Consider the following 26,524-nt stretch of genomic DNA (forward strand, 5'->3'; position numbering starts at 1 on the left):
CCCTAACCGAATGGAGGATAATTTGTATGAAGAAATTAACTGCAAACGAAATACGAGCGAAGTTTTTGGACTTTTTCGCTTCCAAAGGCCATCGAATTGAACCAAGTGCCCCTCTTGTTCCACATGAGGATCCTTCTTTGCTGTGGATTAACTGTGGGATGGCGCCTTTGAAAAAGTATTTCGACGGTACGGTGATCCCGGAGAACCCGCGTATTGCCAATTCGCAAAAATCACTTCGCACAAACGACATTGAAAATGTAGGGAAAACAGCTAGACACCATACGTTTTTTGAAATGCTTGGAAATTTCTCCATCGGTGATTATTTTAAAGAGGAATCTATTACTTGGGCTTGGGAGTTTCTCACAGGTCCAGAATGGATCGGATTTGAACCTGAGAAGCTTTCTGTGACGATCCATCCGGAAGATGAGGAAGCATTTGAACTTTGGAACAAAAAAATCGGAATCCCTGAGGAACGTATCGTTCGTTTGGAAGGGAACTTTTGGGATATAGGAGAAGGCCCATGTGGCCCGAATAGCGAAATCTTTTATGACCGTGGGGAAAAATTTGGGAATGATCTAAATGATCCTGAGTTATACCCAGGCGGGGAAAATGAGCGTTATCTAGAAATCTGGAATCTTGTTTTCTCTCAATATAATCATAATACCGATGGATCTTATACTCCGCTGCCAAAGAAAAATATTGATACTGGTATGGGACTTGAGCGGATGGCTTCGGTGATTCAAAACGTTGATAATAACTATGAAACCGATCTCTTGTTCCCAATTATCCAAGCAACCTGTGAAATGACCAAAGCAACCTATGGTTCTTCTTGGGAAACAGATGTCGCGCTTAAGGTAATTGCCGATCACGTTCGTACAGTTGCTTTTTCCATCGGAGATGGTGCGCTCCCTTCCAATGAAGGACGAGGCTATGTTATTCGTCGCTTGCTTCGCCGTGCAGTTCGATATGGAAAAGTATTGGGAATGGAAAAGCCCTTTTTGTACCAACTCGTACCTGTAGTAGGAAATGTTATGGGGGATTTCTATCCAGAGGTTGTAGAAAAAAGGGAATTTATTGAGAAGGTCGTTCGCACGGAAGAAGAAAGGTTCCACGAAACCTTGAATGAAGGTCTCACTATTTTGGAACAAATGATTGCGCAAGCCAAGCAACAAGGGAAAGCAACACTATCAGGTGAAGAAGCTTTTAAACTATACGATACCTATGGTTTTCCAATTGACTTGACGGAAGATTTCGCTTCCGAACAGCAAATGAGCGTTGATCTTTCAGGGTTTGAACAAGCAATGGAAGAACAACGGGCCCGTGCACGTGCAGCAAGACATGAAGTGGACAGCATGAAGGTGCAGGGCGGTATTTTGGGTGATATTACGGTTAAGAGTGAATTTGTTGGGTATAATGAATTGGTAATAAGTGCTAAAGTTGTTGCCCTGATCTATGAAAATCAATCTGTTGATTTCGTAGCTGAAGGAAAGAGCTGTCAAGTGATTCTTGACCGCACACCGTTTTATGCGGAAAGCGGGGGACAAATTGCCGATAAAGGCTTAATCACCTGTGGACGGGTTCAGCTACGTGTGGAAAATGTGCAGAAAGGTCCTAATGGTCAACATGTGCATACTGCAACGGTTGAGGCTGGGACGATTAAAGTTGGGGACACGGTGGAAGCGGTTGTTGACCCTGCTTCCCGTTCAGATATTATTAAAAACCATACTGCGACCCATCTGCTTCATCGAGCATTAAAAGATACGCTTGGAGAGCATGTCAACCAAGCGGGGTCATTGGTTGCCCCTGACCGCCTTCGTTTTGACTTCACCCACATTGGTTCGATTCAGCCGCAAGAATTGGAAGTTATAGAAGGAATCGTGAATCAAAAGATCTGGAGCAGCATAGATGTTAACATCATGCAAAAATCATTGACAGATGCAAAGGCAATGGGAGCTATGGCCCTATTCGGTGAAAAGTATGGGGACGTTGTTAGGGTCGTGCAGGTTGGTGACTATAGCTTAGAACTATGCGGTGGATGTCACGTCCGGAATTCGTCAGAAATCGGATTATTTAAGATCGTCAGTGAAAGCGGGATTGGCGCAGGTGTTCGACGGATTGAAGCAGTTACTGGAAGAGCGGCTTATGAATATCTCAATGAGCAGTACCATACTTTGAGCCAGATTGCTGCTGATTTAAAATCATCCATGACAGATGTACCAAAGCGAATCGAGGGATTGAAGATTCAAATTCGGGATCTGGAAAAGGAGAACGAATCTTTAAAAGCCAAGCTAAGTCGTGTTGAAGCATCATCCTTGATAGATCAAGTGAAAATGGTGAATGGAATCAAAGTTCTTTCAGCACAAGTGAACGGGATGGATATGGAAAATCTCCGCAACATTGTTGATGATTTAAAGAATAAACTCGGATCGGCTGTTGTAGTCATTGGTTCTGTACAGGGTGAAAAAGTCAATTTGACTGCCGGAATTTCCAAAGATCTAAATGCGAAAGGATTCCATGCCGGAAAGCTGATTAAAGAAGTTGCCAACCGTTGTGGCGGGGGTGGGGGCGGTCGTCCCGATCTGGCACAGGCCGGTGGGAAAAATCCGGATCAACTGGCAAATGCTCTGGAATATGTTGAAGAATGGGTTAAGCAGCAATAAAGAAAAAGGATTATGCGTACCTATAGCGAAGTATTTTAACAGAGTACTTCAAGAAGAGGTGTTGATTATGAGTTCTTGGGACCGAACGATGAAGTTCAATCTAAAAGTTGATGACACAGATGTTCAGGCTAGAGATGCACTTTTGTCCGTTTATAACGCGTTAGAAGAAAAAGGATATAATCCAATCAATCAAATCGTCGGCTACTTGCTTTCCGGTGATCCGGCTTATATTCCAAGACATAACAACGCGAGAAGTATAATCAGAAAGCTCGAACGCGATGAGATTATCGAAGAATTAGTCCGTTCCTATCTTGCTCAACATAGAACCTAATTAGTTTGGTGTAAGAGTCTCTTAAGGGGACTCCTAGTCTAGAATTTGAATTGAAATGAAAATTCAGGTGAAAATATGCGGATTATGGGCTTAGACCTTGGCGATAAAACCATTGGCGTTGCTGTTAGCGATGAACTTGGATGGACCGCCCAAGGTGTTGAAACAATTAAAAGAGAAACACTAACAAAAGATTTTGAACGGCTGAAACAATTAGTGGTGGAATATAACGTAGAAGAGATTGTTGTTGGCCTGCCCAAAAATATGAATGGGACCATTGGCCCGCGGGGTGAATTATCTCGATCCTTTGCCGAAAAGGCGAGAGAAACTCTGGGGCTTCCCGTCATCCTTTGGGATGAACGCCTAACGACCGTAGCCGCTGAAAAAATGCTGGTAGCCGCGGATGTCAGTCGTAAAAAACGTAAGCAGGTTATTGATAAAATGGCAGCCGTCATGATCCTTAAAGGGTATTTGGATGCGAGGAAATAGCCTCGGGAGGTGTAGTATGGAGATGGAAGAAATAGAATTTGAAGTTGGTGAAGTTATTACCTTGTCTGATGATGAGACCGGTGAAGAAAAAGACTTTCTTATCATGTACATCTTTGATATTGAAGATCGAAAATACTTCTGTTTAGTGCCGGAAGAACAAGAGGGACAGGAAGAAGTTGAAGTTCATTTCCTTCGCTTTGATGAGAAGGAAGGAATGCTGTATCCCATCGAATCAGAGGAAGAGCAGGAAAATGTGATTGCAACCTTTGAAGCACTTGAGGCTGAATTTGGTGAATAAGTAAACGAAAGGGACTGTTCCTAATGAGAGGGACAGTCTTTTTTTTATCAAATATTCGACAAAATCATGTATAATGGGGAAGTATGTAAACGTAGTCATCTTTGATGAAGGGGAAATCTTTGATGAAAAAAGCATTTTTGGGGCTACTGATCCTGCTTATCATTGCCTCTGGTGGTCTTTATACTTTTTATATACAATCACTGAAGTCCATGGAGCAGGGGGATTCAGTTATAGTTGAGATCCCTAAGGGAAGTTCTACGAAAACGATTGGACAAGTATTAGAAAAAAACGGGCTTATTCATAACGGATTTACTTTTGCATTATATGTTCGCAAACAGGGAAAAGGAAGTCAGCTGCAGGCTGGGAAATATCAGTTTACCAGAGGGGAATCAGTTGATCAGATCATCGATCGGTTGGTAGAGGGAGACGTTTATGTTTCCACAACACCAATAACGATACCCGAAGGCTACACCGTAGCACAAATTGCTGATTTTTTAACAGAAAAGGGCCTGGTAAATAAAGAAGAATTCCTAAAAGAAGTAAACCACGGGGATTTCCCCTATGAATTTGTCAAACAGATTCCGAAGGATCGAGCAACGAAATACCGACTTGAGGGCTATCTATTCCCAAAAACTTATGAATTGAGAGAAGGCATTACAGCTCACGAAATTATTACAATGATGCTAGATCAATTTCAGCAGGAATGGGATCCCTCCTGGCAGGAAAAGCTGAAATCAAATGGGCTAACTCTTCACGACGCTATCACTCTTGCCTCCATAGTGGAAAGGGAGGTCGTAGTCGATAAGGAGAGACCGATCGTTGCGGGCGTCTATTTCAATCGGCTTGCTGGGGATATCATGCTTCAGGCAGATGCCACTATTCAATATGCATTAGGCAATCAAAAGGCCAAGTTGACCTATAAGGATTTGGAATTGGACAGCTTATATAATACCTACAAGTATAAGGGGCTCCCCCCTGGACCGATTGCTTCACCAGGGATCAAATCGATTGAAGCGGTAGTACAGCCGCAAAAAAATCACTATCTCTTCTATGTAACCAAAAAAGATGGATCTGGGGAACACTATTTCTCTGAGACCTATCAGCAGCATTTGCATAATATTGCTTTAAGTAAAAAACAGAAGAAGTAGGAAATGAAAAAACCTTGTGGTAATATATAACAGAATAATAATTGTATGCTTGTAGGAGATGTTATGATGATTACCGAGCCTAAAATTAGTAACTATATAGAAACACTGATCCCTGCACGCGGAGAGCTGCTTACTCAGCTGGAGGCGGAAGCAAAAGTGGAACGGATACCGATCATTCAGCTTCCTAGTATTCAATTCATGAGAACCCTTTTCCTTGCCTATGAGCCTAAAAGGGTTTTGGAAATTGGTACAGCGATTGGGTACTCAACGATATGGTTGGCTGAAGCTGCTCCCATGGCGCGGATTACCACGATGGAAATTGATAAAGAACGGACAAATAGGGCACGAAACAATTTTGAAAAAGCTGGGGTTCGAGATCGGATTGAATTGATTGAGGGAGATGCGGGTGAGGGGCTTCCCTCGCATTATCGCTTTGATTGTCTATTCCTGGATGCAGCGAAAGGACAATATCGCTCACACCTTGACCTTTACTTGCCACACTTGGAGCCTGGTGGAATCGTAATTTGCGACAATGTCCTATTTCAAGGATTAGTAGCAGAAGAAGTGGTTGAAAATAAAAGACTAGCTCCTATGGTAAAAAAGATACATGATTTCAATCAATATATGATGAACCATTCTGAATTGGATTCATCGCTTATTCCAATTGGCGATGGTATTCTCTTTTCCGTGAAGAAAAAGAAGTAAAAGTATAAATCCCCCCTTTTTAGGCAAAAATGGTAAGCCTGAGGGGGGTGTTTTATTTGATGGACTTATCAAATACAAATAAACGTCGCATGTTTTGTTCGCTCGTCATTTTAGGCTTTATCATGTGTTGTCTAATTATTAGGCTATTATGGATTCAAATAATTAGTGTTCACCAATTTTCCGCCCACTCGATCAATCTTGTCGAGGAAGCTGTTTCACAACGCAAGCAGGAAGTGATTCTGCACACGGGCAGAGGGGATATCTTGGACCGTAACGGTACTCCACTAACAGGGACCCCGGTAAAAGGTGTTGCTGTTTTTCCACTTGTTCGCGGAGTGACAAACCAGGATAAATTAGAGCAGTTGGCAAACATCTTGCGTATAAATCATCAAAAATTTATAGAGTTAGTAGATGGCGTGAAGGAACCTACCTTTATTCGTGGGGAAAATGGGCGGATCCTGGCTTTATCAGATGAGGAGGCAAGGCAGGTAGAAGAACTGGCCCTTCCAGGGATTATTCCTTTACCGATCACTGAAAGATACCAAAATGATGGTTTGGCTGCACATCTCATCGGCTATATTAGTCAAAATCCGGAATTAATTGAAAAGGAATATGCAGATGAGTTGCGAAACGGCGAAATTAGCCGTCATAGCTTAATTGGTGCGTCTGGGCTTGAAAGAAGTTTTCAACGGTTTTTGCAAGGAGTGGGTCCTACCTCTGTTTCCTATTTTGTAGATGGCAGGGGAAACCCGTTGAATGGTTTGAAAGCCAGGTTGATTGAACAGGAAAATCAATTCTATCCCCTATCGGTTGTTACAACCGTTGATCATGATTTACAGCAAAAAGTAGAACAATGGATGGGGCAAGCAGGCATCAAGCAGGGGTCTGTTACGATTTTAGATGCGAATACACGTGAGGTGTTGGCTATGGCCAGCCAGCCTGAATTTAATCCAACGAAAATTGATCCGAACCAGTCGGATTGGGTGAATCGGGCAATTAAGCAGATTAGCCCTGGTTCTGTTTTTAAAACAGTGATAGCAGCCGCGGTCTTGGAAGAAGGGCTTGTTAAGCCTGATGACCATTTTGAATGCAACGGATCCTATGGAAAATACGGTTTTTCCTGTTGGAAAGAAGGAGGACATGGGTCGATTACTTTCGCTGAGGCTTTTGCTGAATCATGTAATATCACCTTTGCGAAGGCAGCCCTCAAGCTACCTCCTGGCAAGATTGAAGAGTACGCAGCGAAACTAGGTGTCACGCAAAGAGTTGGCTGGGAAGAGTCGCCATTCTTTAAGATGGATACATTCCGCCAATTTTCCGGCGAGGACGCTGGGCAAATTTTTTCTCCAAAAACACAAAAGAAGGATGAGGGCATTATTATCCAAACAGCTATTGGACAACGGGATGTGCAAATTACTCCACTTCAGGCTGCAAATATGGTCGCTTCGATTGTGGGTGGTGGAGAGAGAAAGGAAGTTCGTGTAGTAGGAGATATCCGTTATAAAACAGGAAGCGTTTTCTATTCTTTTGAAGATAAAGAACTGCCAGGAGAAGGGATTAAACCATACACGGCCTACCAGTTAAGGAAAATGATGGAATTAGTGGTCACAGATGGAACTGCAAAGGCACTTGCTGAAGCGGACTGGCAGATTGCAGGTAAAACGGGAACTGCTCAAATTGACAGCAAAGGCGCAGGAAAAAACAATCAATGGTTTGTGGGCTACGCACCGAGCGAAAGTCCAAAATATGTGATTGCCATTGTAGCTGAACAGGAAAATTTATCAGGATCAAACAGGGTAATTCCGCTGTTTAAACGGATTGTTAATGAATTAGCAGCACTTGAAGAGCAGAACTAGACAAACCTTCGTGAAAATAATTAATTGGTACAGGCACGGACAAATTCACCTCCACATATGCTTATAATATTCTATACGTCCTGGAGGTGACAGAATATATGCTTGGGTTTTTTGCGGCCATCTCTTTAGTGATTAAAGAGCTGGTTCTTTTTGTCTCTTATATTAAAAACAATGCCTTTCCCCAGCCTCTTTCTGAAAAGGATGAGACGAAGTACCTGCAGTTAATGGAAGAAGGAAATGAATTCGCGAGAAATATGCTCATTGAACATAATCTGAGGCTAGTTGCACATATCGTGAAAAAATTTGAAAATACGGGAGAAGATAGCGAAGATTTGATTTCCATCGGGACAATTGGGCTGATCAAAGCCATTGAAAGTTACCAGACCAATAAAGGTACCAAGCTTGCCACCTACGCCGCTCGTTGCATTGAGAATGAAATTCTCATGCACCTGCGATCACTTAAAAAGACACGTAAAGATGTATCTTTACATGATCCGATTGGGACAGATAAGGAAGGAAATGAAATAAGCCTAATAGATGTTTTAGGAACCGATGTAAACGAAGTTGTGGATAAAGTTCAACTGCAGATTGAGAAAAGTAAAATTTATAAACATATTCACGTGCTTGATGATCGAGAAAAAGAGGTCATCATTGGAAGATTTGGACTGGAGACACAGGAGGAAAAGACACAGCGTGAAATTGCCAAAGAGCTTGGAATCTCTCGATCCTATGTTTCGCGCATTGAAAAGAGAGCTTTAATGAAACTGTTCAATGAGTTTTATCGCAAACCATCTGTAAGCAAATCAAGGTGATTTTCCTCACTATGAATTTCTGTATGAGCCGTTATAATAAAGACAAGAAGGAGCCCTCAATAGGACTTCTCGATTATTTCTTGAACAATTAAGCTGAAGAAAAAAATCGAAGACAAGGAGGGTGCTATGTTAACTTGTAATGATTGTAAAAAGAAACGCAAAGACGGCTTAGAAGTGGACCACTGGATTTGCGAGGATTGCCGCGAGGAAGTGGGAAATGGGGATAGCACGGAATGAAAAATTAAAAGCCACCGAGAGGTGGCTTTTTGTTTGAGTGCGCCCAGCATGGGCGCTGTCTATAGGGTGTAAGTCCCGAACGGGGGCTGGCGAACGCCTACCGTTAGCCAAGAGCAAGGGTGTCCACCGTGAGGTGGAATCTGAAGGAAGCTGGAGGCAAATGCTTGACCTGAGGTACACGAATCCAATTTGAGGCTAGGCTAGTCGGATGAGTCTGCTCAACAAGACAAAGTCCAAAGTCGCCAAGGGCTAGTTTAGTAAACTTGGGCAGGTACATGAGCAGAAAGACAGCGTTCTTACCTGGGGAGGTCTGCATGGAATGCCATGTACCCATGGTAAGCGAAACTGTAAGGAATCGTTGAACATGCAGAAGTCAGCAGAGGTCATAGTACCTAAGTAGAGGACGCTCGAACAGGGAAGGACTGAACGCTAAATCAAGGATGAATCAATCTCTTTCGTATGGATGCGTAGAAAGCAGAATTCCGAAAGGAACTACTCTAGGAGAAGAAGGGTGAAGCCCTGGGGGTACTAGAGAGGGCAGAGTATCCATCGGCAAGACTTGAACCTCATCCTGCGAAGGGAAGATATCGAGATGGATTTGATGGAGAAAATCCTAGAACGGAAAAACCTATTGGAAGCCCTGAAAAGAGTGGAATCCAACAAAGGTGCGGCGGGTGTCGACGGGGTGTCAACCCGACAACTCCGAGCATACGTCCAACAGCACTGGGACACGATTAAACAACAACTGTTAGAGGGAACCTACAAACCCTCACCTGTCCGCAGAGTCGAAATCCCGAAACCTGACGGAGGCGTAAGGTTATTAGGTATTCCCACCGTTTTAGACCGTTTAATCCAACAAGCCATCCTCCAAGTATTCACACCCATATTCGACCCGATCTTTTCTAACCATAGCTACGGCTTTCGTCCAAATAAACGGGGACATGATGCGATACGCCAAGCCCAACGATTTATCCAGGAAGGATACCGTTTCGTAGTGGATATGGATTTAGAGAAATTCTTTGATCGAGTGAATCATGACATACTCATGAGCCGTATCGCTCGAAAGGTGCAAGACAAACGGGTACTAAAACTCGTTCGCTCTTATCTGAAAGCTGGGGTTATGAGTCATGGAATCTGTACTCGAAGCGAAGAAGGAACACCACAGGGAGGCCCGCTTAGCCCACTTCTTGCAAATATCTTACTGGATGATCTGGATAAGGAACTAGAAAGAAGGGGATTGCGCTTTTGTCGATACGCTGACGACTGTAATATCTATGTGAGGACAAAACGTGCGGGAGAACGAGTGAAAACGAGTGTAACAAAATACTTGGTGCAGAAGTTAAAACTAAAAGTAAACGAGGAAAAAAGCGCAGTAGATAGACCGTGGAATCGTAAATTTCTGGGGTTTAGTTTTACTATCGAGAAAAAATCGAGAATTCGAATCGCGCCTAAATCACTCAAGAGGGTAAAAGAAAAGATCCGCTCCATGATTAAGGCAACAGACCCATCACCGATGGAATATATTATTGAAGATGTAAATCGCTATCTGATGGGATGGATCGGTTACTATGCACTCATAGAAACGCCGAGCCCATTAAAATCCTTAGATGAGTGGATCCGTCACAGACTTCGTATGGTCCAATGGACAAGATGGAAGAAAGTACGAACCCGTTACCATGTCCTTCGATCATTGGGATTAAAAGAAAAGGACGTCCATCGTCTTGCCAACACGCGCAAAAGTGCTTGGAGAACCTCGAGAACTCCTCAAATAAATAAAGCCCTAGGTAATGCCTACTGGCAGTCCCTAGGACTTCGAAGTTTACTTCAACGATATTCAGAGATTCGTCAAGTTTAGCGAACCGCCGTATACGGATCCGTACGTACGGTGGTGTGAGAGGACGGGGGTTAGTCACTCCCTCCTACTCGATTTTCTTGTTAATTTATTTTTGATTAGTACCTGGGATTTTATACTCAGGTGGAACATGAAGCCACCCTTTATCTGTCATTAACTGCTTGAGGGTTAAAGAAAATCCAGCCTTTTGAATGATAGCCTTCACAAATAATGTTCCAACATCTGCTCTCACAGCTTCAGTAAGTCCTCTTGCACAAAAATTAATAGCCCAAACTAAGTTGAATACAACAAAATTTGCAACCTCTTCATCAGTCATTTTTCCGCCAGTAGGAACGTCAAGCTTTAAATCAGGCTTTTCAGATGGCCCTTGGGGTAATTCTACACCATCTTTTAACAAAATAGCTTTAATTTCTTTTATAATGGGTTTGTGATAATTCTCGATTAATTCACTCATCTTCTTTTTTAAATCCTGATCTCCGACAGTATTTAACGTAATTTCTTCGCTATTGGTAAAATTTTCTGTAGCAGTAAGGAATGTCCATAAATTCATCACTTCCCCAACATGTAGAGGTGAATTGTTTGTTTGCTTGTAGTTTGTGAATATGTCTGTCACTAGTTCAATTACGTTCAACGACATGCAACCTCCTTTGGGGATATTATTTCCAAATGATAAAAGAAAATATAAATAAAAATACAAAAGCAGGTCTTTGGATCTAGGTTTTTATTTTCTCCAAAAATCCAAAAATAAGTATAAGATGGGGAATGGAGGGGGTTGGAATGAGCTATTGGTTTCCTCGTTTATATGATCATTTAATGGGACCTTTGGAACAAAAAAAGTTTAGGAGAATAAGGGAAAAGCTAATTGGGAAAGCAAAGGGAAAGGTTTTGGAGATTGGATCGGGGACAGGGATAAATTTTCCGTTATACGATCAAGCCGATCAGGTAGTTGCTATTGAACCCGAACCGTTGATGCTAAAGCAGTCTCTCAATCGAATTAGACAAGCAAAAATTCCGATTGAGGTAATAGAGGCTGGTGGGGAGCAGCTTCCCTTTGCTGATCATGTGTTTGATACCGTAGTTGTAACCTTGGTATTATGTACGATTCCCAATCCGTTGAAGGCATTGCAGGAAATCCGCCGTGTATGCAAGGTGGACGGTCAAATTCTGTTGTTTGAACACGTTAAGATAGATCATCAGGTTCTTGGATCGTTGCAGGACTGGTTAACCCCTGTTTGGAAACGGCTTTGTGATGGATGCTGTCTGAATCGAGATACCATCCACTACATCAAGGAGGCAGGGTTTAAGATTCACTCAATTGAAAAGTATTACAAAGGAATCTTTATTACGATTGAAGCTAGAAATCAGTATTATTGAAACAGGAAAAGGACCCAGTACTGGGTCCTTTTAAAAAATTAGAACGCGCTTCCGCCAAATATAAAGCGATATTCCCAATGGGTTCCTTCAATATCATCAATTCTTACGCCACCGGAATCTTTCGAATAGGTATGTAATATTTTCCCGTTTCCAAGATAGATTCCATCATGTGAGATTCTTTGTTTCGATACATTGATTCCATTGTAATCGGATTTCTTCCACCCTTTGTAATCCATGAAGAACATGATGTCCCCCGGTTTCAAATCTCTCCAATCTGTTTTGATTTGTCCCTTATCCTGCACATAAGAGGCTTGTCCCCTTGAATCAGAAGGCAATTTGATGCCGACTCCATCTATGAAGGCCTGACGGACGAAGTCCGAGCAGTCGAAAGTCTTCGTATTGGAACGGCTTGAACTGTATTCATATGGCGTACCAAGATAATCTTTCCCAGCATTTATGACCTTTTGGGCTTGAACTGAAGCTGATGAATCTGGCTTTGTGTCTGTTTTGGAATCGCTAGAGTTAATTCTTTTTGCCCCTAAATAGTATTTTTTTCCGTCTCCACTATTTAAATTGATCTCCTTGATCGTTTTATAGGGCTTGTAGGCTATAACAACTTTGTCATTCCCAGTATAGATACCAGCACCTAAAAGATTGCTAGCACTGTATCCAAAAAACACAATATCCCCTTTTTCAAGCTTGTTTTTGTCCAGAATGAGCTTGCCCTGATTGCTTAAGGTCTTTAAATTACTAGAGACTTTTTCTCCTTCTTTCCCATAAACATAGGAAACAAAATAGGCGGGGCCAAAATTAGTGATTTTAGTGCCAATATAATTATCCGCACGGTCAGCAACATCATTTCCAAAGCTGGAAGCAGCTCCAGTGTTATGAAAACCAAGCAATCCACCTAAAACAATACTTCCTGCTAACGCATAATTTAGCAACTTTCCACTTTTCATCCTATCAATCCTTTCTTTTGATGTTTTGCATCGACTTGGTAAGATTGGTAGATCGATGGTAAAAGAATAACATGTTTTGGATAATTACGGTATGTCCAAATATTGGTTACCCAGCCAAGGTTTGGGGCAGAGTATATACCAAATGTTGTATTTCGGTTATAATTTGATGGGATACGTGCCAATGAATAGGGTCTAGGTTACTCTGAGAAAATATGGATAGATGCAACTTTTCGTTTGTGAGGTGTGGGTGTGTTTCTGAAAAAATTGGTTCCTGATCTACATGTTGCTTCGGTTTATGACATCGATTTGGCAGCATTGAAAAGGAAAGGGGTAAAAGGAATTATTACGGATTTGGACAATACCTTGATTGAGTGGGACCGACCGGATGCCACGCCAGTTTTAATGGATTGGTTGGATACTGTAAAAAAAGAAGGCTTTCAAGTTATTGTGGTATCGAATAATAATCAGATTCGGGTTTCAAAATTTGCCGACCCCTTAGGAATTCCTTATATACATAGGGCGAAAAAACCGACTCGCAGCCCGTTTCGGGAGGCGATGAAACGCCTTGGTTTGGCGTACCATGAGACCGTTATGATCGGAGATCAAATATTTACAGATGTATTAGGAGGCAATCGCCTGGGGTTGTATACAATTTTAGTTGTCCCAGTGGCTGAGACCGATGGGATTTATACGCGATTTAATCGCCGTCTTGAACGACTGGCTCTCTCCTGGATGAGAAAAAAAGGATGGATTACATGGGAGGACTAACTACGATGGACAGAGTGACAGAAGCAAGGCAGTGTGCTGGCTGCGGTGTACCGTTGCAATCAGAGGATAAACAAAAGATTGGTTATGTTCCGACCAGCACTATGGAAAAGGAGAATCCAATCTGTCAACGCTGCTTTAAAATTAAGCATTACAATGAAGTGGCCCAAGTGGCTATGGATGATGAGGATTTTATTCGGATTTTAAACGGGATTGCGGGGACAAAGGCGCTTGTCGTTAACGTTGTCGATATTTTTGATTTTAACGGCAGCTGGTTGAAGGGACTGCATCGCTTTGTAGGAAATAATCCGGTTCTGCTTGTAGGAAATAAGCTCGACCTTCTTCCGAAGGCGATCAATCCAAACCGTCTGGTCAATTGGATGAAATACCAGTCCAAACAACTAGGGTTGCGACCGGTGGATGTTGTTCTTTGCAGTGCTAGCAAAGGTATGGGCATGGAGCGCTTTATTCAGGCGCTGGGAGAACATCGGAATCGACAGGATGTATACGTAGTGGGCGCGACCAACGTTGGAAAATCCACGTTAATCAATCGAATCCTAAAAGAATACGGGGAATCGGAGGTTGAATTAACAACATCGAGATTTCCTGGTACAACATTAGATATGATTGAAATTCCCATTGACAAACAAACTTCTCTTTATGATACACCGGGAATTATTAATCGGGATCAAATAGTACATATGGTTACAGCAGAAGATTTAAAACTTATTTCCCCAGAGAAAACAGTGAACCCTAAGATTTTTCAATTAAATGATCAGCAGACATTGTTTCTTGGCGGTATGGCCAGGATCGATTTTGTAAAGGGTGATCGACAATCATTCGTTGTTTATGCCTCGAACAGGATAACGATTCATCGGACAAAACTGGAAAAGGCAGAAGAATTGTATACTTCGCACGTGGGCACAGATTTGCTGTCCCCTCCAACGGGAGAAAATGTAAAGATGCTTCCTCCGATGCGCAAGAGATCCTTTAAGATTGAGTCAGGCAGCAAGAAGGATATTGTGATCTCTGGTCTCGGTTGGATTACGGTTGGGGGTGCAGGGGCTCTGGTAGACGTGTATGCACCCGATGGCGTATCGGTAACGATTCGAGAGGCTTTGATCTAGAAAAAGAAATTAATCTTGGAAGTGTTAAAGGAGAGGCGTTTCAATGAACAGTAAGACAATCATGACAGGGGTGTTTGGGTATCCGATCGAACAATCCCTTTCACCTATAATGCATAACCAGGCTTTTCGGGCGCTAGGAATAAATTTTTCCTATGCAGCTTTTGCCGTCGCACCTGACCAGCTAGAGCAGGCTGTCAACGGGATACGAGCACTGGGGTTTGCAGGCGTGAATGTCACGATCCCGCATAAGGTGGCAATCATTCCTTTTTTAGATGAGATTGATCAAGAAGCTGAAGAAATAGGCGCTGTTAATACGATTGTCAATGATGGCGGAAAATTGATTGGCTTCAACACCGATGGAGCGGGGTATGTCCAGTCCCTTCTGGAAGAATGGAAAGTGCCTCTCACAGGGAAACGGGTCATAATTTTAGGGGCTGGCGGAGCTGCAAAAGGCGTAGCAGTCTCACTTGCAAAACGCGGGGTAGCATCCATTTGTGTGGTTAATCGATCGGTGGAAAAGGCGGAGGCATTGGCAAAACAAATTAGTCATTTCACACACTCTGTAAGTTTGTCGAGTGATCATTTAAAGGCAAAGGATGTCGAGCAAGTTGACCTTATTATTAACACGACATCGGTAGGAATGTACCCATATGAGGATAATATCCCTATAGACCCTTCATTTTTACATCCAAAGTTAGTAGTTAGCGATTTGATTTACAATCCTTTAGAAACAAAGCTGTTACAGGAAGCTAAAAAGATTGGCGCAAGAACACATGGCGGGGTTGGGATGTTTATCCATCAAGGTGCCCTTGCTCAGCAAAAGTGGACGGGAAAACAACCGCCTATTTCGCTTATGAAGCAGACCGTGTTGGATCAACTCCAGAGCAAGTCATCCGAATAAATAACAGAGATAAAAGGGGGTAATTCAAAATGTTAACAGGAAAGCAAAAACGTTTTTTGCGTTCTGAGGCACACCATCTTACACCTATTTTTCAAGTGGGAAAGGGTGGAGTCAATGAAAATTTAACTAAACAAATCGCAGAGGCCTTGGAAGTGCGAGAATTGATTAAAGTTTCTATTCTAGACACGTGTGGGGAAGATAAGAATACAGTCGCCGGAGCATTGGCAAATGGGGCAGATGCTGAGCTTGTCCAATTAATCGGGAGAACCGTTGTCTTGTACAAGGAATCGAAAGAAAATAAAAAGCTTGAGATTCCAACCTAAGTGATGAAAATCGGGATTTTAGGCGGGACTTTTGATCCGATCCATATTGCCCATTTGATGACAGCTGAACAAGTTTACCATCAGTTGCAGTTGGATCAGATCTGGTTTATGCCTGCTCATATTCCGCCCCATAAGGAAGGCAAGCATGTATCAGAAGCTGTCCATCGATTAAAAATGGTGGAGCTTGCCACGCAATCTATATCTTACTTTCATGCCTTTCCTTATGAATTAAGTCGACCAGGCCCATCCTACACAATACAAACGATTAAAGAAATAAAGGATTTATACCCGAAAGTTGATTTCTATTTCATCATCGGTGGAGATATGATAGATTATCTGCCTAAATGGCATAAAATTGACCATCTGGTCAATTTGGTGAAATTCGTTGGCGTGCATCGTCCTGGATACCTGCCGGATAATGAATGGGCCAGAAAATATGTGAAAATGGTTCCGATGCCGCAGACTGAAATTTCATCGACGCTCATTCGGACTTACCTCAAAAATGGACAGTCCATTCGTTTTATGGTGCCTGACGAGGTGAAAAAGTACATCGAGGAGAATCATTTGTATGACGTTTGATCGAGAAAACCTATTGCAGCAGGTCCGTGCACAAATGACTGAACATCGCTTCATCCATACATTAGGTGTTGCTTCAACAGCGGAAGCCTTGGCAAAGCAGTATGGGGCAGATCCGGAAGAAGCTGATCTTGCGGGAATCCTTCATGATTACTGTAAATTTTGGGAACGGGAAAAGATGGAAGAAATCATTCAGAGGGAAGAATCGATTTCGGCGGTTCTTTTACTATATGATAAAGAACTATGGCATGCACCGGTAGGAGCTTATATTGTTGAGCGGGATTTAGGGATTACAAATCAAAATGTGTTAGATGCCATTCGCTATCATACTTCTGGCCGGAAAAATATGACGTTATTGGAAAAAATTTTATGGGTGGCGGATTATATTGAACCAGGCAGACAATTCCCTGGGGTTGATGAAATAAGGGAACTAGCCCATCAAAATCTGAATGAGGCGTTACTCAAAGCACTTGGCAATACGCTTATGTTTCTGATTAAACAAAAGAAGAGGATCTATCCTTTAACGGTGGAAGCATATAACGGAATGCTTGCTGATCTTCAAGAAACCCGATAGGAGGCAGAACAATAGTGACGATTTTAGAAATTGCCCAAAAATCAGCCGCGATCGCGGAGGACAAAAAAGCGGGAAATGTAGTGATATTAGATATCCATGGACTATCCGTGATAGCTGATTATTTTGTAGTTTGTCATGGGAACTCGGGGACACAGGTACAAGCTATTACTTCCGAGTTGAAGAAACAGATGGCAGAGGCAGGGATCGATATTAAGGGTGTCGAGGGATATGATGAAGCACGCTGGGTCTTGATGGATTTGGGGGATGTGATCGTCCATATTTTTCATAAGGATGAACGTGAGTATTATAATATTGAACGAATTTGGGGAGATGCAAGTGTCATCCAATTCCAGTAGCTATCAATCGCTTGCATTGATTTATGACCGCCTTATGGAAGATGCTCCTTATGACCAGTGGATGGAGTACTTTATGCAAACAACAAAGCGTTATGGGGGAAGTGTACAGCAAGTGATTGATTTGGCTTGTGGTACGGGGACCATCTCGATCGAGCTGGCAAGAAGGGGCTACGAAGTCACCAGTATCGATCTTTCGGATGACATGCTTGCAGTCACTTACGACAAAGCCCAACAATCAGGCGTAAACGTTCAACTTCTGTGCCAGGATATGAGGGAGTTCATCGTACCTTCTTCCGCTGATGCTGTGGTCTGTTTTTGTGATTCATTATCTTATTTGACAACCCCTTTGGATGTGGAGCAGACCTTTTGTCACGTTTGGCAGGCCCTAAAACCCGGAGGGATCTTTTTGTTTGATGTTCATTCAGTATACAAAATCCAAGCGTTTTATGGCGATCAAACATTTGCCTTAGCAGATTCAGATATCTCCTATATTTGGCAATGTGATTGGGATGGGGCAAGTCAGGTAACCCATGAACTAACCTTTTTTGTTCAAGAAGGCGGTTATTATAAACGATTTGAAGAGGTTCATCAGCAGAGAGGATACACGGTAGAGGAGATCGAACACTGGCTACGGAAAGCGGGATTTGATCATATTATGTGTACGGCAGATTTTACTGACGAGCCACCGCGAGAAACGAGTGAAAGACTATTTTTTACAGCGATGAAGCAAGATGAATCTAATAAGGTGAGTTTTTCCTCTTGTTCTTAGAAAGGCTGCCAAAATAAAAAAAGGGGGAGGAAATCCCCTTATCCTATTTGTGTTAGCGCTCTCATAATTTGCTTTGAGAAAATAGAGGTTTTTTCCTCCCTATTTCCCCGTATTCTATTGAACGGGGGATAGTCTCCCCCTATTTTGGGTGTTTCCTTCTTATCGTTAAGATAAAGCGTTCTTCAAAGCTTGTGAAATCACTTCAGACATCTGCATGACGGTAAACAAACGAGTATTTTGCAACATCATGGTTTCCAAAAAACCGCTCTCGTTCACAATTCCTTTAATATGAAAATGACCTACCTCCGGCAGGACTTTTTTAACCCCCATGCCTGGTTTTAACGGACCGTCCACGAGTTGAATATCTCCAATGTCGTTTTTTTGTCCAAGGCAAGCATCAACGGCAATAACAAGAGGGGATCGAAGTTGTTGCAGGTTCTGCAGAGCAGTTCGAAGGTTCAGCGCATGTACCGGATTTTTCAAGGTGCCCCATACCTGGACATTCATTCCAATCCCTTGGCTTAAATATGTCCCTACAAGTGGCCCCAACGAATCACCTGTGCAGCGGTCTGTTCCAATGCAGAAGACAATCAGCGTAGAATAGGATCCTTGCCGATCGATGCGTTCTCGTATTTTTTTTTCCAACAGATAAGCAGCCTTTTCTTTTTTGTATGAAACTTGACATAGCAGGGTCATCGAGCCATCACCTGCTATATCTTATTCGTGGCATGAGGAAAAGAAAGTAGGGGAAATGCGGATTTTTAGTACATCCTATTCCGCTGTGAACTCACCGTAGATTTCCCCAGTTTCGTACCCCTTAATTGTATTATGATAAACAATCAGGTTGTTAGATTTCATAAAACCATCAAATTCTTCCTCAGAAAGCGAAGCGGTCAGTCCTTGAGCTTCATTTGTGAATGAGGCTCTTCCTTCATTGATATCATCAAAATACATGGTGTTCATGGCATCCTTTTTTAGAACAAGTTGAATCATGAACTTTTCCTCCTTCATAAATAGGTTTGTGCACCTACAGGCCATGTAGTTGTTCTGTAGGGCTTTACCTTTAAGTTGTATTATTTGCAGATGAGAAAAATAATTTGTGACAAAAGTGCTAGACCAAATAATTTTTTTGTGTATAATTAATCTAAAGTCGAGAATTAAACTTAAAGTTGAGACGAGAAGATCAGGAGGAGAGACAGTTGAGAAGAGCGATTCAGACAAGTTTAGCATTGTTATTAACTATGTTCGTTGGGGTTGGGTGCAGCGGGGTTGCTGAACAGCAAGCCAGCACATCCCAGGAAGCAACAGCACAGGAACAACCCGTAAAACAGGAAGAACAAAAAACCATTACCTTAGGAATTACACAGATTGTTGAGCATCCCGCCTTGGATTCTGTTCGTAAAGGAATCGTTGATGCATTGGCAGACAAGGGGTTCAAAGATGGAGAAAACCTGAATGTTGATCTGCAGAACGCACAAGGGGATATGAACAATGCCATTTCTATAGCACAGAAGTTTACTGCTGATCAGAAGGATATGATCGTTGCGATCGCTACGCCGACTGCACAAGCAGCTGCAAAAGCAACCAAGGATATCCCTATCGTTTTTGCGACTGTAACTGACCCTGTGGCAGCAGGACTGGTTGAAGCGCTGGATAAACCTGGCGACAATATTACCGGAACCTCAGATCAGTTGCCAATGGCCATGCAGGTGGATCTAATTAAGAAGTTTATTCCTGGAGTGAAGAAAATCGGTGTCATTTATAGCAGCAGCGAAGTGAATTCTGAAGTTCAGGTGAAAGATATTGAAGCGTCCGCAAAAGAACGCAATATTGGAGTCGAGAAGGTAGGTATTACAAAAGCTTCCGAAGTTCAATCCGGTGCCGAGGCGTTAGCTGGAAAGGTCGATGCAATCCTTATTCCTGTCGATAATACCGTTGTCTCAGCGATGGAGGGTGTCGTTACTACAGCTTTGAAAGCGAAGCTGCCAGTGTTTGCATCTGATACTGATTCCGTGAAACGTGGTGCAGTAGCCACCTATGGAATTGATTATTATAAAATGGGATACCAAACAGGAGAAATGGCCGCGCGTATCCTAAAAGGTGAAGCAACCACTGCTAATCCTGTTGAAGTAACAAAAGACGCAGATCTCACGATTAACCTTGATTCTGCAAAAGCATTTGGTTTGCAGGTATCTGATGAACTTAAAAAGTCTGCCAAAGAGGTTATTGGCGAATAAAAAAAGAGGGCGTTTAGCCCTCTTTTTTTATACTATTTTTCAAACATGACTTCCACTTCTCTTAAATCTGTGCGATACTTTTCATGGGTATTATGGTACATTTGATTAAAGGTATCCCCGATATTTCCCAATGCAATAAGACCTGCACCAGTGACTCCGCCAGGAACAACTACCCGCTGCTGGAGAGTGGCAAGATCAAAAGGACCTTCCGAAATTAATTTGGCAAATCCAATAATCATCTCGGTTGTAAGGAATGTGGCATCATCTTGGTTAATCCCGGTTTCTTCGACCGCAGCGCTAATAAATCGTTGCAGAAGAAAACTTAGAAATGCAGGACCACAACTAACGATATCAGAAGATACCCGAGTAAACTCTTCCTTGATTTCAATCGGCTTACTGATCTTTTCAAAAAGTTTTCTTAAAAAGTCGCGATCATCGGATTTTACTCGACTTCCAAACATCATGAGAGAAGCCCCAGCACCTACTAAATTGGTGATACTTGGGATAATTTTTGCAATTTTGCAGGGGATTTGTTCCTCTAATGTTTGTATAAGAATGGGACTAGTTATAGACACGATGAGATGATCCTTTTCAATCCAAGGCTTGATCTGCTCTATCACAGTTTTGAATTCCAAAGGCTTCACACAGATGAAAATAAGTTGGCTGTTTTTTACCACTTGGATATTATCATCGGCATAAGTTAAACCAGGGTATTTCTCACTTAATCGCTTTACCTTCTCACGGGTACGATTGCTAGCGGTAATTTGATCTGGTTTAAGGGCCTTTTCCGATATAAACGCTTCAAGAAGAATGCTTCCCATACTCCCCGTTCCAATAAAGCCCACTCGCATGGAAATCCCCCCCGATCAATCTTTATTCCTATATGTATGATGGAGGGCAGGAATCCATACATCAAAATCAGGATTAACGATGAATTCCTTCTTAGATTTACTAATTCTGTGCAGCTTCTTCTACCATTTGTTTAGTGACAAACTTTCGGGAAGGGAGATGATTGATTGCTGCAAATGAATTGATCTCCTCAGTGACTTTATTGATTTGATCCACAGAAAATGCCTCATTGTTTTGGCACTGCAGAATGACCTTTTCAATTTCTGCTTCCCGTTTCTCATCCAACTTTCTGTATGTTTGAATGATCCCCCAGGTTTTATTTGTCTTTTTGGAAATTTCCTCATGTACACTCACGATAGACACCTCATTTTTCTCTAAAGTCATATTCTTAGATTATATGTAAATGCCTGTTTGAAGACAAGCTATGGAAAGGATTGATGGTGATGAATTTTAACTGGTCACAAAGAGAAAAGAGTTTTGTTTATATTGGCATTGCCTGTTTCATATTGATCATCAGTATGGTATTTTATCAGTTTTCGATTCGCGAGGATATTGGAGAGGAGGAGGATGACAAGCCTTTTGAGCTGGTTGAACTCGATTCTGCTAAGAAGGTAGAGGATTCAAAAGACCTGCCTGAAAGCCATGAGGTATGGGTTGATCTCAAAGGAGCAGTGAAGAACCCTGGGGTCTATCAGCTGCAGGAAGGGTCGCGGGTTCATCATTTAATCGAAATGGCCGGAGGTCTCCTGCCAGATGCCGAAGAAAAGTTAGTGAACCTCGCGCAGACAGTTCAGGATGGTGAGATGATTTATGTGCCAAAAAGGGGAGAGGAGGCTTCCGCCCTAAGTACCGCGGGAGTGATAGGGCAGCAAAAGGACGATCCAAAGGTACAAATTAATACGGCAAATGAGGCAGAGTTTGATAGTTTACCAGGAATTGGACCAGCTAAAGCTAAGGCAATTATTGAATATCGAGAAACCCATGGGGCCTTTCAAGAGCTGGAGAGGTTAAAAGACGTTCCAGGGATCGGCGAGAAAATTTTCCAACAGTTAAAGGATCATATACGTATCAGATAATATAAACGTGTTGACAGCATTTATTTTAAATTTTATAATTAATTCATAACAATTTCATAGTATTCTCTTATCAAGAGCGGTAGAGGGACTGGCCCGATGACGCCCGGCAACCGGCAGTGATGCTGCAAGGTGCTAAATCCAGCAGAACGATGGTTCTGAAAGATGAGAGAGATTGTGTGTGATTCGGACACGACCTCTTCATCTGGAAGAGGTTTTTATTTTTGTTAAGTTTTAGGAGACACTTATTACTAAAGGGAGGAATAACAATGACAACTGAAAGAAAATTAGGATTTGATACGCTTGCTGTACATGCTGGACAAAAACCAGATTCTGAAACAAATTCCCGCGCTGTACCGATTTACCAAACGTCATCCTTTACTTTCAATGATACTGACCATGCTGCTAATTTATTTTCCTTGGCGGAATCTGGCAATATCTATACACGGATCATGAATCCAACGCAGGATGTTTTTGAACAGCGGATTGCGCAGTTAGAGGGAGGAGTAGGGGCGTTAGCGACCGCTTCGGGACAGTCTGCTATTACATACGCTTTGTTAAACATTGCAGGTGCAGGGGATGAAATTATCGCCTCTAGTAGCCTTTACGGTGGCTCGTATGCCCTATTTGCCCACACCCTACCAAAGCTTGGCCTGAAGATCCACTTTGTGGATGTAGACGACCCGCAGCAATTCCGTGATAAAGTAAACGATAAGACGAAGGCTTTTTATATAGAAACCATCGGAAATCCGCAAATCAATGTTGCTGACATTGAAACGATTGCTGGGATCGCCCATGAAAATGGAGTACCACTAATTGTAGACAATACCTTTGCTACCCCTTATTTATGCCGTCCAATTGAACACGGGGCAGATATTGTTGTTCATTCGGCAACCAAATTCATTAACGGACATGGGACAGCTATTGGTGGTGTTATTGTTGATTCTGGTAAATTTGATTGGAACAATGGGAAATTCCCGGGTTTAAGCGAACCAGATCCTAGCTATCATGGAATCGTCTATACTCAGGCTGTTGGACCATTGGCTTATATCATTAAGGCGAGAGTAACGCTTCTACGTGACATTGGTGCCGCTGTAGCGCCATTTAATTCTTTCCTCTTTATTCAAGGGTTGGAGACTTTGCCGCTTCGGATGCAGCGTCACGTAGAAAACACTCAAAAGGTTGCTGAATTCTTGCAAAACCACGAGCTTGTTTCCTGGGTTAATTATCCTGGACTAGAGGAAAATCGCTATCATCCATTGGCAAAGAAGTACTTGCCATTGGGTGCTGGTGCCATCTTTACCTTTGGGATCAAAGGCGGGGTAGAAGAAGGCAAGAAGTTTATCAATAGCTTAGAGCTGTTCTCACATGTTGCTAACGTCGGAGATGCAAAATCGCTTGTCATTCATCCAGCAAGTACAACACACCAGCAATTGGATGAAGAAGCGCAGAAGAAGGCAGGCGTCACCCCTGATCTTATCCGTTTATCCATTGGTTTAGAGACCATTGACGATATTTTATACGATTTGGACCAGGCTTTGAGGGCTAGTCAGAAATAAGTATAGTTGGAGGCGGCTTACTCGATCATGCGGGACCGCCTCCTTTGTTTTTGAGAATAAGGGAAAAATTTTCCGCTATTCACTCTCTAAGCGTAAAAAACCGCTCAGAAAACATCTCTGAACGGTTAACTCTACCTATCCTACTCGAAAAGTCTCTAAATTCTTCCGTCTCGTTTCTATATAAGGGCTGACGAAAGGACCGAAGCAGTACTTTTCTTCAATAAAAATTTGGTGCCACAGCATGAAGATAAGAATGGTCCAAATTCTTCTGCTGTAATCAACTTTTCCTTCTTTATGTTCATCAAGCATGTATAAAACATAGGCTTTGTTAATATATTCATCTACTTCCGCACTGTAAATCAGTTCCTTTGCCCAGGAGTAGAACTCGCCACGCAGCCACACCCGAGTCGGTACGGGGAAACCAAGTTTTTTGCGGGTTTTGATTTGTGGGGGTAGCAAGTCTTTCATTGCTTCTCTCAACACATATTTGGTTGTTCCCTCAGCAATTTTGTATTTGGTAGGAATTTTCGCGGCAAATTCAAAGACTTTTGGATCGACGAATGGGACCCGAAGTTCAAGGGAATTGGCCATCGTCATCTTGTCAGCCTTCATCAGAATATTGCCACGCAACCAACTATGAATATCAAGGTATTGCATCTTTGTTACATCATCATACCCAGCAGCACCCTTGTAGATCTCAGAGGTGATCTTAAAAGGGCTGACGTAGGCAGGATCATTTGACAGATTACTCATGGTTACCTTTTGTTTAAGCTCTTCAGAGAAGATGAGGGCATTCCCAAAGAATCGTTCCTCTACACTTTTTGATCCACGGATTAGAAAGCTTTTTCCTTTCACACCATCTGGGAGGACGCCTGCTACTTGTCTTAAAGCAGATTTCATAGAACCGGGGAGCGATGAAAACATCCGTAAAGAATGTGGTTCACGATAAATATTATACCCCCCAAAGAACTCATCTGCCCCTTCACCAGATAACACAACGGTTACATACTGGCTGGCTAATTCGGCGACGAAGTAAAGCGCGATCGCAGACGGATCAGCAACAGGTTCATCCTGGTGCCAGATTAGTCGTGGCAGTTCCTGTAGATAACGCTCTGCAGATATCTTCACCTCATGATGATCAGTTTTCAAAAACTGACTTGTATCCCTTGCTATATCTAATTCACTATAACCAGGGATATCGAAACCAACGGTGAAAGTTTTCACCTCTTCATGCTGGCGAAGCATTGCCACGATACTGCTGGAATCGATCCCACTTGATAAAAAGGCGCCGCGCGGCACATCACTAACCCGATGCTTTAGCACCGACTCCTCTAATATTTGTCTGGTACCATCAACAAAATAAGAGAAGGGCTTCTCCTCTGGGGTGAATTCAACCTTCCAATAAGGTTCAATCGTTAATTTTCCATCCTTAATCATTACTTGATGTCCAGGCGGCAATTTATGAATTCCATCAAACATGGTTTCGGGGTCGGGAACATACTGGAAGGTTAGGTAGTGATAAAGGGAGGTTGGATTTACTTTTTTATGTACTCCATTCACCTTAAGCAAACTTTTGATTTCAGAACCAAAAGCAAAAAAGTCCTCAGTTTCTGTCCAATAAAAAGGCTTGATGCCAAAATGATCCCGTGCTCCAAAGAACAGCTGTTTTTTTCGGTCCCAAATCATAAAGGAGAACATTCCACGAAGATGTTTCGGACAATCAAAGCCGACTTCTTCATATAAATGGACAATCGTTTCTGTATCCGACTCGGTCTTAAACTGGTGTCCGCGGTCTTTTAACCAGGCTTGCAGTTCCTGGTAGTTATAAATTTCGCCATTAAAGGCAATCCATATGTCTCCATCTTCATTGCTAAGCGGCTGTTTTCCGCCTTCTAAGTCAATAATACTAAGCCGTCTAAAACCCAGTCCAACCTGACAATCAGTAAAAAATCCGCTGTCATCCGGCCCCCTATGTGTAATCACATCGGTCATTTCTTTTAAATGCTCGGAGGATACCGGATGATTTTTTATGTTATAAAGAGCGACAAATCCGCACATAAAAAAGCTCCTTTAGTAAGAAAAAATAAGTACAGACTCCACTTTAACATGGTTTATCGCTATAATCAATGTATCAGCATAGGAGGGAAATGAGCGGATGAGGAAATCTTGGGACCTGTATTTCATGGATATTGCCTATATGGCTTCAACAAGAGCGACCTGCAGAAGACGCCATGTTGGTGCTGTACTATGCAAGAATAAAAAATTGTTAGGATCCTCCTACAACGGGGCACCGATGGGGGTGGCAGACTGCTACGAAGAAGGTTGCATGCTTGTCCAAAACTACGAGGAAGAAAATGGACAGTTAGTGAAAAAGACGAGATGTATTCGCACCATTCACGCCGAACAAAATTTACTGCTGTTCACAGATCGTGAAAATCGGGAAGGTGCCACTGTGTATGTAACAGACGAACCCTGCTGGACTTGTGCCAATTTACTGGCTAACAGTGGGATTGGAGAGATCGTTTATCACCGTCCTTACCGGAAGGATCATACCAAGGTTCAGCAATTACTAGAACAAAAGGGAATTATCTTTCGTGGCTTAGAAGATTATCATCCCCCTCAAGGAACGGATGATTCGCAGGTTATTGATTAAAGGCACCCTTTTGTTTTTGGGGCAAAGAAAGTATAATGATAGGA

At 42.5% G+C, this 26,524-nt stretch carries 29 protein-coding genes and 1 riboswitch; of the genes, 22 read left to right on the forward strand and 7 right to left on the reverse strand.

Annotated features, from left to right (window positions below; genetic code table 11):
- Positions 1-26: 26 nt before the first annotated feature.
- From alaS to ltrA, 9 genes are all read left to right on the forward strand, one after another.
- Entirely contained in the window at positions 27-2,660 is a 2,634-nt protein-coding gene (gene alaS, locus J2Z37_RS02225) for an alanine--tRNA ligase (RefSeq protein WP_209808462.1), read from the forward strand.
- 67 nt (positions 2,661-2,727) lie between these two features.
- Positions 2,728-2,991 (forward strand): IreB family regulatory phosphoprotein, encoded by a 264-nt coding sequence (locus J2Z37_RS02230; protein ID WP_209808464.1) that lies wholly within the window; start codon positions 2,728-2,730, stop codon positions 2,989-2,991.
- 75 nt (positions 2,992-3,066) lie between these two features.
- Positions 3,067-3,477 (forward strand): Holliday junction resolvase RuvX, encoded by a 411-nt coding sequence (ruvX, locus tag J2Z37_RS02235; protein WP_209808466.1) that lies wholly within the window; start codon positions 3,067-3,069, stop codon positions 3,475-3,477.
- 16 nt (positions 3,478-3,493) lie between these two features.
- Positions 3,494-3,775, forward strand: coding sequence for a DUF1292 domain-containing protein (locus tag J2Z37_RS02240; protein ID WP_245203483.1), 282 nt, complete (start codon positions 3,494-3,496; stop codon positions 3,773-3,775).
- A 122-nt stretch (positions 3,776-3,897) separates the two neighbouring features.
- Positions 3,898-4,923, forward strand: coding sequence for an endolytic transglycosylase MltG (gene mltG, locus J2Z37_RS02245; RefSeq protein WP_245203484.1), 1,026 nt, complete (start codon positions 3,898-3,900; stop codon positions 4,921-4,923).
- A 66-nt stretch (positions 4,924-4,989) separates the two neighbouring features.
- Positions 4,990-5,628: an O-methyltransferase gene (locus tag J2Z37_RS02250; RefSeq protein ID WP_209808472.1), complete on the forward strand. Its 639-nt coding sequence runs from the start codon at positions 4,990-4,992 to the stop codon at positions 5,626-5,628.
- Positions 5,629-5,687: 59 nt separating this feature from the next.
- Positions 5,688-7,484 (forward strand): peptidoglycan D,D-transpeptidase FtsI family protein, encoded by a 1,797-nt coding sequence (locus J2Z37_RS02255; protein ID WP_245203545.1) that lies wholly within the window; start codon positions 5,688-5,690, stop codon positions 7,482-7,484.
- 98 nt (positions 7,485-7,582) lie between these two features.
- Positions 7,583-8,296, forward strand: coding sequence for an RNA polymerase sporulation sigma factor SigK (gene sigK / locus J2Z37_RS02260; protein WP_209808476.1), 714 nt, complete (start codon positions 7,583-7,585; stop codon positions 8,294-8,296).
- Between the two features lie 829 nt (positions 8,297-9,125).
- Positions 9,126-10,388, forward strand: coding sequence for a group II intron reverse transcriptase/maturase (gene ltrA, locus J2Z37_RS02265; RefSeq protein ID WP_209808478.1), 1,263 nt, complete (start codon positions 9,126-9,128; stop codon positions 10,386-10,388).
- An 85-nt stretch (positions 10,389-10,473) separates the two neighbouring features.
- Here ltrA and J2Z37_RS02270 read toward each other — a convergent pair whose 3' ends face one another.
- A complete protein-coding gene (locus tag J2Z37_RS02270; RefSeq protein ID WP_245203485.1) occupies positions 10,474-11,016 on the reverse strand; it encodes a DUF3231 family protein in 543 nt (180 codons plus the stop codon).
- A gap of 146 nt (positions 11,017-11,162) precedes the next feature.
- Here J2Z37_RS02270 and J2Z37_RS02275 point away from each other — a divergent pair, with 146 nt between their 5' ends.
- Positions 11,163-11,759: a class I SAM-dependent methyltransferase gene (locus tag J2Z37_RS02275; protein ID WP_209808481.1), complete on the forward strand. Its 597-nt coding sequence runs from the start codon at positions 11,163-11,165 to the stop codon at positions 11,757-11,759.
- Positions 11,760-11,797: 38 nt separating this feature from the next.
- Here the strand turns inward: J2Z37_RS02275 and J2Z37_RS02280 are convergent, their stop codons facing one another.
- Positions 11,798-12,718 carry a C40 family peptidase gene (locus tag J2Z37_RS02280; RefSeq protein WP_245203486.1) on the reverse strand — a complete coding sequence of 307 codons (921 nt, stop codon included), beginning with the start codon at positions 12,716-12,718 and terminating at the stop codon, positions 11,798-11,800.
- A 249-nt stretch (positions 12,719-12,967) separates the two neighbouring features.
- Between J2Z37_RS02280 and J2Z37_RS02285 the strand changes: the two genes are divergently transcribed.
- From J2Z37_RS02285 to J2Z37_RS02320, 8 genes are read left to right on the forward strand one after another with little or no spacing between them, the layout of a single operon-like run.
- Positions 12,968-13,486 (forward strand): YqeG family HAD IIIA-type phosphatase, encoded by a 519-nt coding sequence (locus tag J2Z37_RS02285; protein ID WP_209808482.1) that lies wholly within the window; start codon positions 12,968-12,970, stop codon positions 13,484-13,486.
- A gap of 14 nt (positions 13,487-13,500) precedes the next feature.
- Entirely contained in the window at positions 13,501-14,610 is a 1,110-nt protein-coding gene (gene yqeH, locus J2Z37_RS02290; RefSeq protein ID WP_209808902.1) for a ribosome biogenesis GTPase YqeH, read from the forward strand.
- Positions 14,611-14,653: 43 nt separating this feature from the next.
- Positions 14,654-15,511, forward strand: coding sequence for a shikimate dehydrogenase (aroE, locus tag J2Z37_RS02295; RefSeq protein WP_209808483.1), 858 nt, complete (start codon positions 14,654-14,656; stop codon positions 15,509-15,511).
- 29 nt (positions 15,512-15,540) lie between these two features.
- A complete protein-coding gene (yhbY, locus tag J2Z37_RS02300) occupies positions 15,541-15,834 on the forward strand; it encodes a ribosome assembly RNA-binding protein YhbY (RefSeq protein WP_209808484.1) in 294 nt (97 codons plus the stop codon).
- Between the two features lie 3 nt (positions 15,835-15,837).
- Positions 15,838-16,413, forward strand: a complete 576-nt coding sequence (locus J2Z37_RS02305; RefSeq protein ID WP_209808486.1) for a nicotinate-nucleotide adenylyltransferase — start codon at positions 15,838-15,840, stop codon at positions 16,411-16,413.
- The gene (gene yqeK, locus J2Z37_RS02310; RefSeq protein ID WP_209808488.1) at positions 16,403-16,984 is read left to right on the forward strand and encodes a bis(5'-nucleosyl)-tetraphosphatase (symmetrical) YqeK; all 582 of its coding nucleotides are present in this window, start codon (positions 16,403-16,405) and stop codon (positions 16,982-16,984) included. Before J2Z37_RS02305 ends, yqeK begins: the two co-directional genes overlap by 11 nt.
- Before the next feature lie 14 nt (positions 16,985-16,998).
- On the forward strand, positions 16,999-17,340 hold the full coding sequence (gene rsfS, locus J2Z37_RS02315) for a ribosome silencing factor (protein WP_342453766.1): 342 nt from the start codon (positions 16,999-17,001) through the stop codon (positions 17,338-17,340).
- Complete coding sequence (locus tag J2Z37_RS02320; RefSeq protein WP_342453767.1) at positions 17,321-18,109, forward strand: methyltransferase domain-containing protein; 789 nt, start codon at positions 17,321-17,323, stop codon at positions 18,107-18,109. The genes rsfS and J2Z37_RS02320 overlap by 20 nt, the downstream gene beginning before the upstream one ends.
- A 165-nt stretch (positions 18,110-18,274) precedes the next feature.
- Here J2Z37_RS02320 and yyaC read toward each other — a convergent pair whose 3' ends face one another.
- Together yyaC and J2Z37_RS02330 are read right to left on the reverse strand one after the other, a co-directional pair.
- Positions 18,275-18,805 carry a spore protease YyaC gene (gene yyaC, locus J2Z37_RS02325; RefSeq protein WP_209808492.1) on the reverse strand — a complete coding sequence of 177 codons (531 nt, stop codon included), beginning with the start codon at positions 18,803-18,805 and terminating at the stop codon, positions 18,275-18,277.
- A 75-nt stretch (positions 18,806-18,880) separates the two neighbouring features.
- Positions 18,881-19,102, reverse strand: coding sequence for a hypothetical protein (locus tag J2Z37_RS02330; RefSeq protein ID WP_209808494.1), 222 nt, complete (start codon positions 19,100-19,102; stop codon positions 18,881-18,883).
- Between the two features lie 206 nt (positions 19,103-19,308).
- On the opposite strand from J2Z37_RS02330, the gene J2Z37_RS02335 reads away from it, so the two are divergent.
- Complete coding sequence (locus J2Z37_RS02335) at positions 19,309-20,346, forward strand: ABC transporter substrate-binding protein (protein WP_245203488.1); 1,038 nt, start codon at positions 19,309-19,311, stop codon at positions 20,344-20,346.
- Positions 20,347-20,378: 32 nt separating this feature from the next.
- Here J2Z37_RS02335 and comER read toward each other — a convergent pair whose 3' ends face one another.
- A complete protein-coding gene (gene comER, locus J2Z37_RS02340; protein ID WP_209808497.1) occupies positions 20,379-21,197 on the reverse strand; it encodes a late competence protein ComER in 819 nt (272 codons plus the stop codon).
- Positions 21,198-21,297: 100 nt separating this feature from the next.
- Positions 21,298-21,549 (reverse strand): DUF2533 family protein, encoded by a 252-nt coding sequence (locus J2Z37_RS02345; RefSeq protein WP_209808500.1) that lies wholly within the window; start codon positions 21,547-21,549, stop codon positions 21,298-21,300.
- 89 nt (positions 21,550-21,638) lie between these two features.
- Here J2Z37_RS02345 and J2Z37_RS02350 point away from each other — a divergent pair, with 89 nt between their 5' ends.
- On the forward strand, positions 21,639-22,271 hold the full coding sequence (locus J2Z37_RS02350; protein ID WP_209808502.1) for a helix-hairpin-helix domain-containing protein: 633 nt from the start codon (positions 21,639-21,641) through the stop codon (positions 22,269-22,271).
- A 64-nt stretch (positions 22,272-22,335) separates the two neighbouring features.
- Positions 22,336-22,440, forward strand: a riboswitch (SAM riboswitch).
- Positions 22,441-22,537: 97 nt separating this feature from the next.
- Complete coding sequence (locus J2Z37_RS02355; protein ID WP_209808504.1) at positions 22,538-23,827, forward strand: homocysteine synthase; 1,290 nt, start codon at positions 22,538-22,540, stop codon at positions 23,825-23,827.
- A gap of 135 nt (positions 23,828-23,962) precedes the next feature.
- On the opposite strand, the gene asnB is transcribed toward J2Z37_RS02355, so the two are convergent.
- Positions 23,963-25,885, reverse strand: a complete 1,923-nt coding sequence (gene asnB / locus J2Z37_RS02360; protein WP_209808506.1) for an asparagine synthase (glutamine-hydrolyzing) — start codon at positions 25,883-25,885, stop codon at positions 23,963-23,965.
- A 97-nt stretch (positions 25,886-25,982) separates the two neighbouring features.
- On the opposite strand from asnB, the gene J2Z37_RS02365 reads away from it, so the two are divergent.
- The gene (locus tag J2Z37_RS02365) at positions 25,983-26,480 is read left to right on the forward strand and encodes a deoxycytidylate deaminase (RefSeq protein WP_209808508.1); all 498 of its coding nucleotides are present in this window, start codon (positions 25,983-25,985) and stop codon (positions 26,478-26,480) included.
- Positions 26,481-26,524: the final 44 nt, after the last annotated feature.

Origin of the sequence: Ammoniphilus resinae (genome assembly GCF_017873965.1) — a bacterium.
Lineage (GTDB): Bacteria > Bacillota > Bacilli > Aneurinibacillales > RAOX-1 > Ammoniphilus_A > Ammoniphilus_A resinae.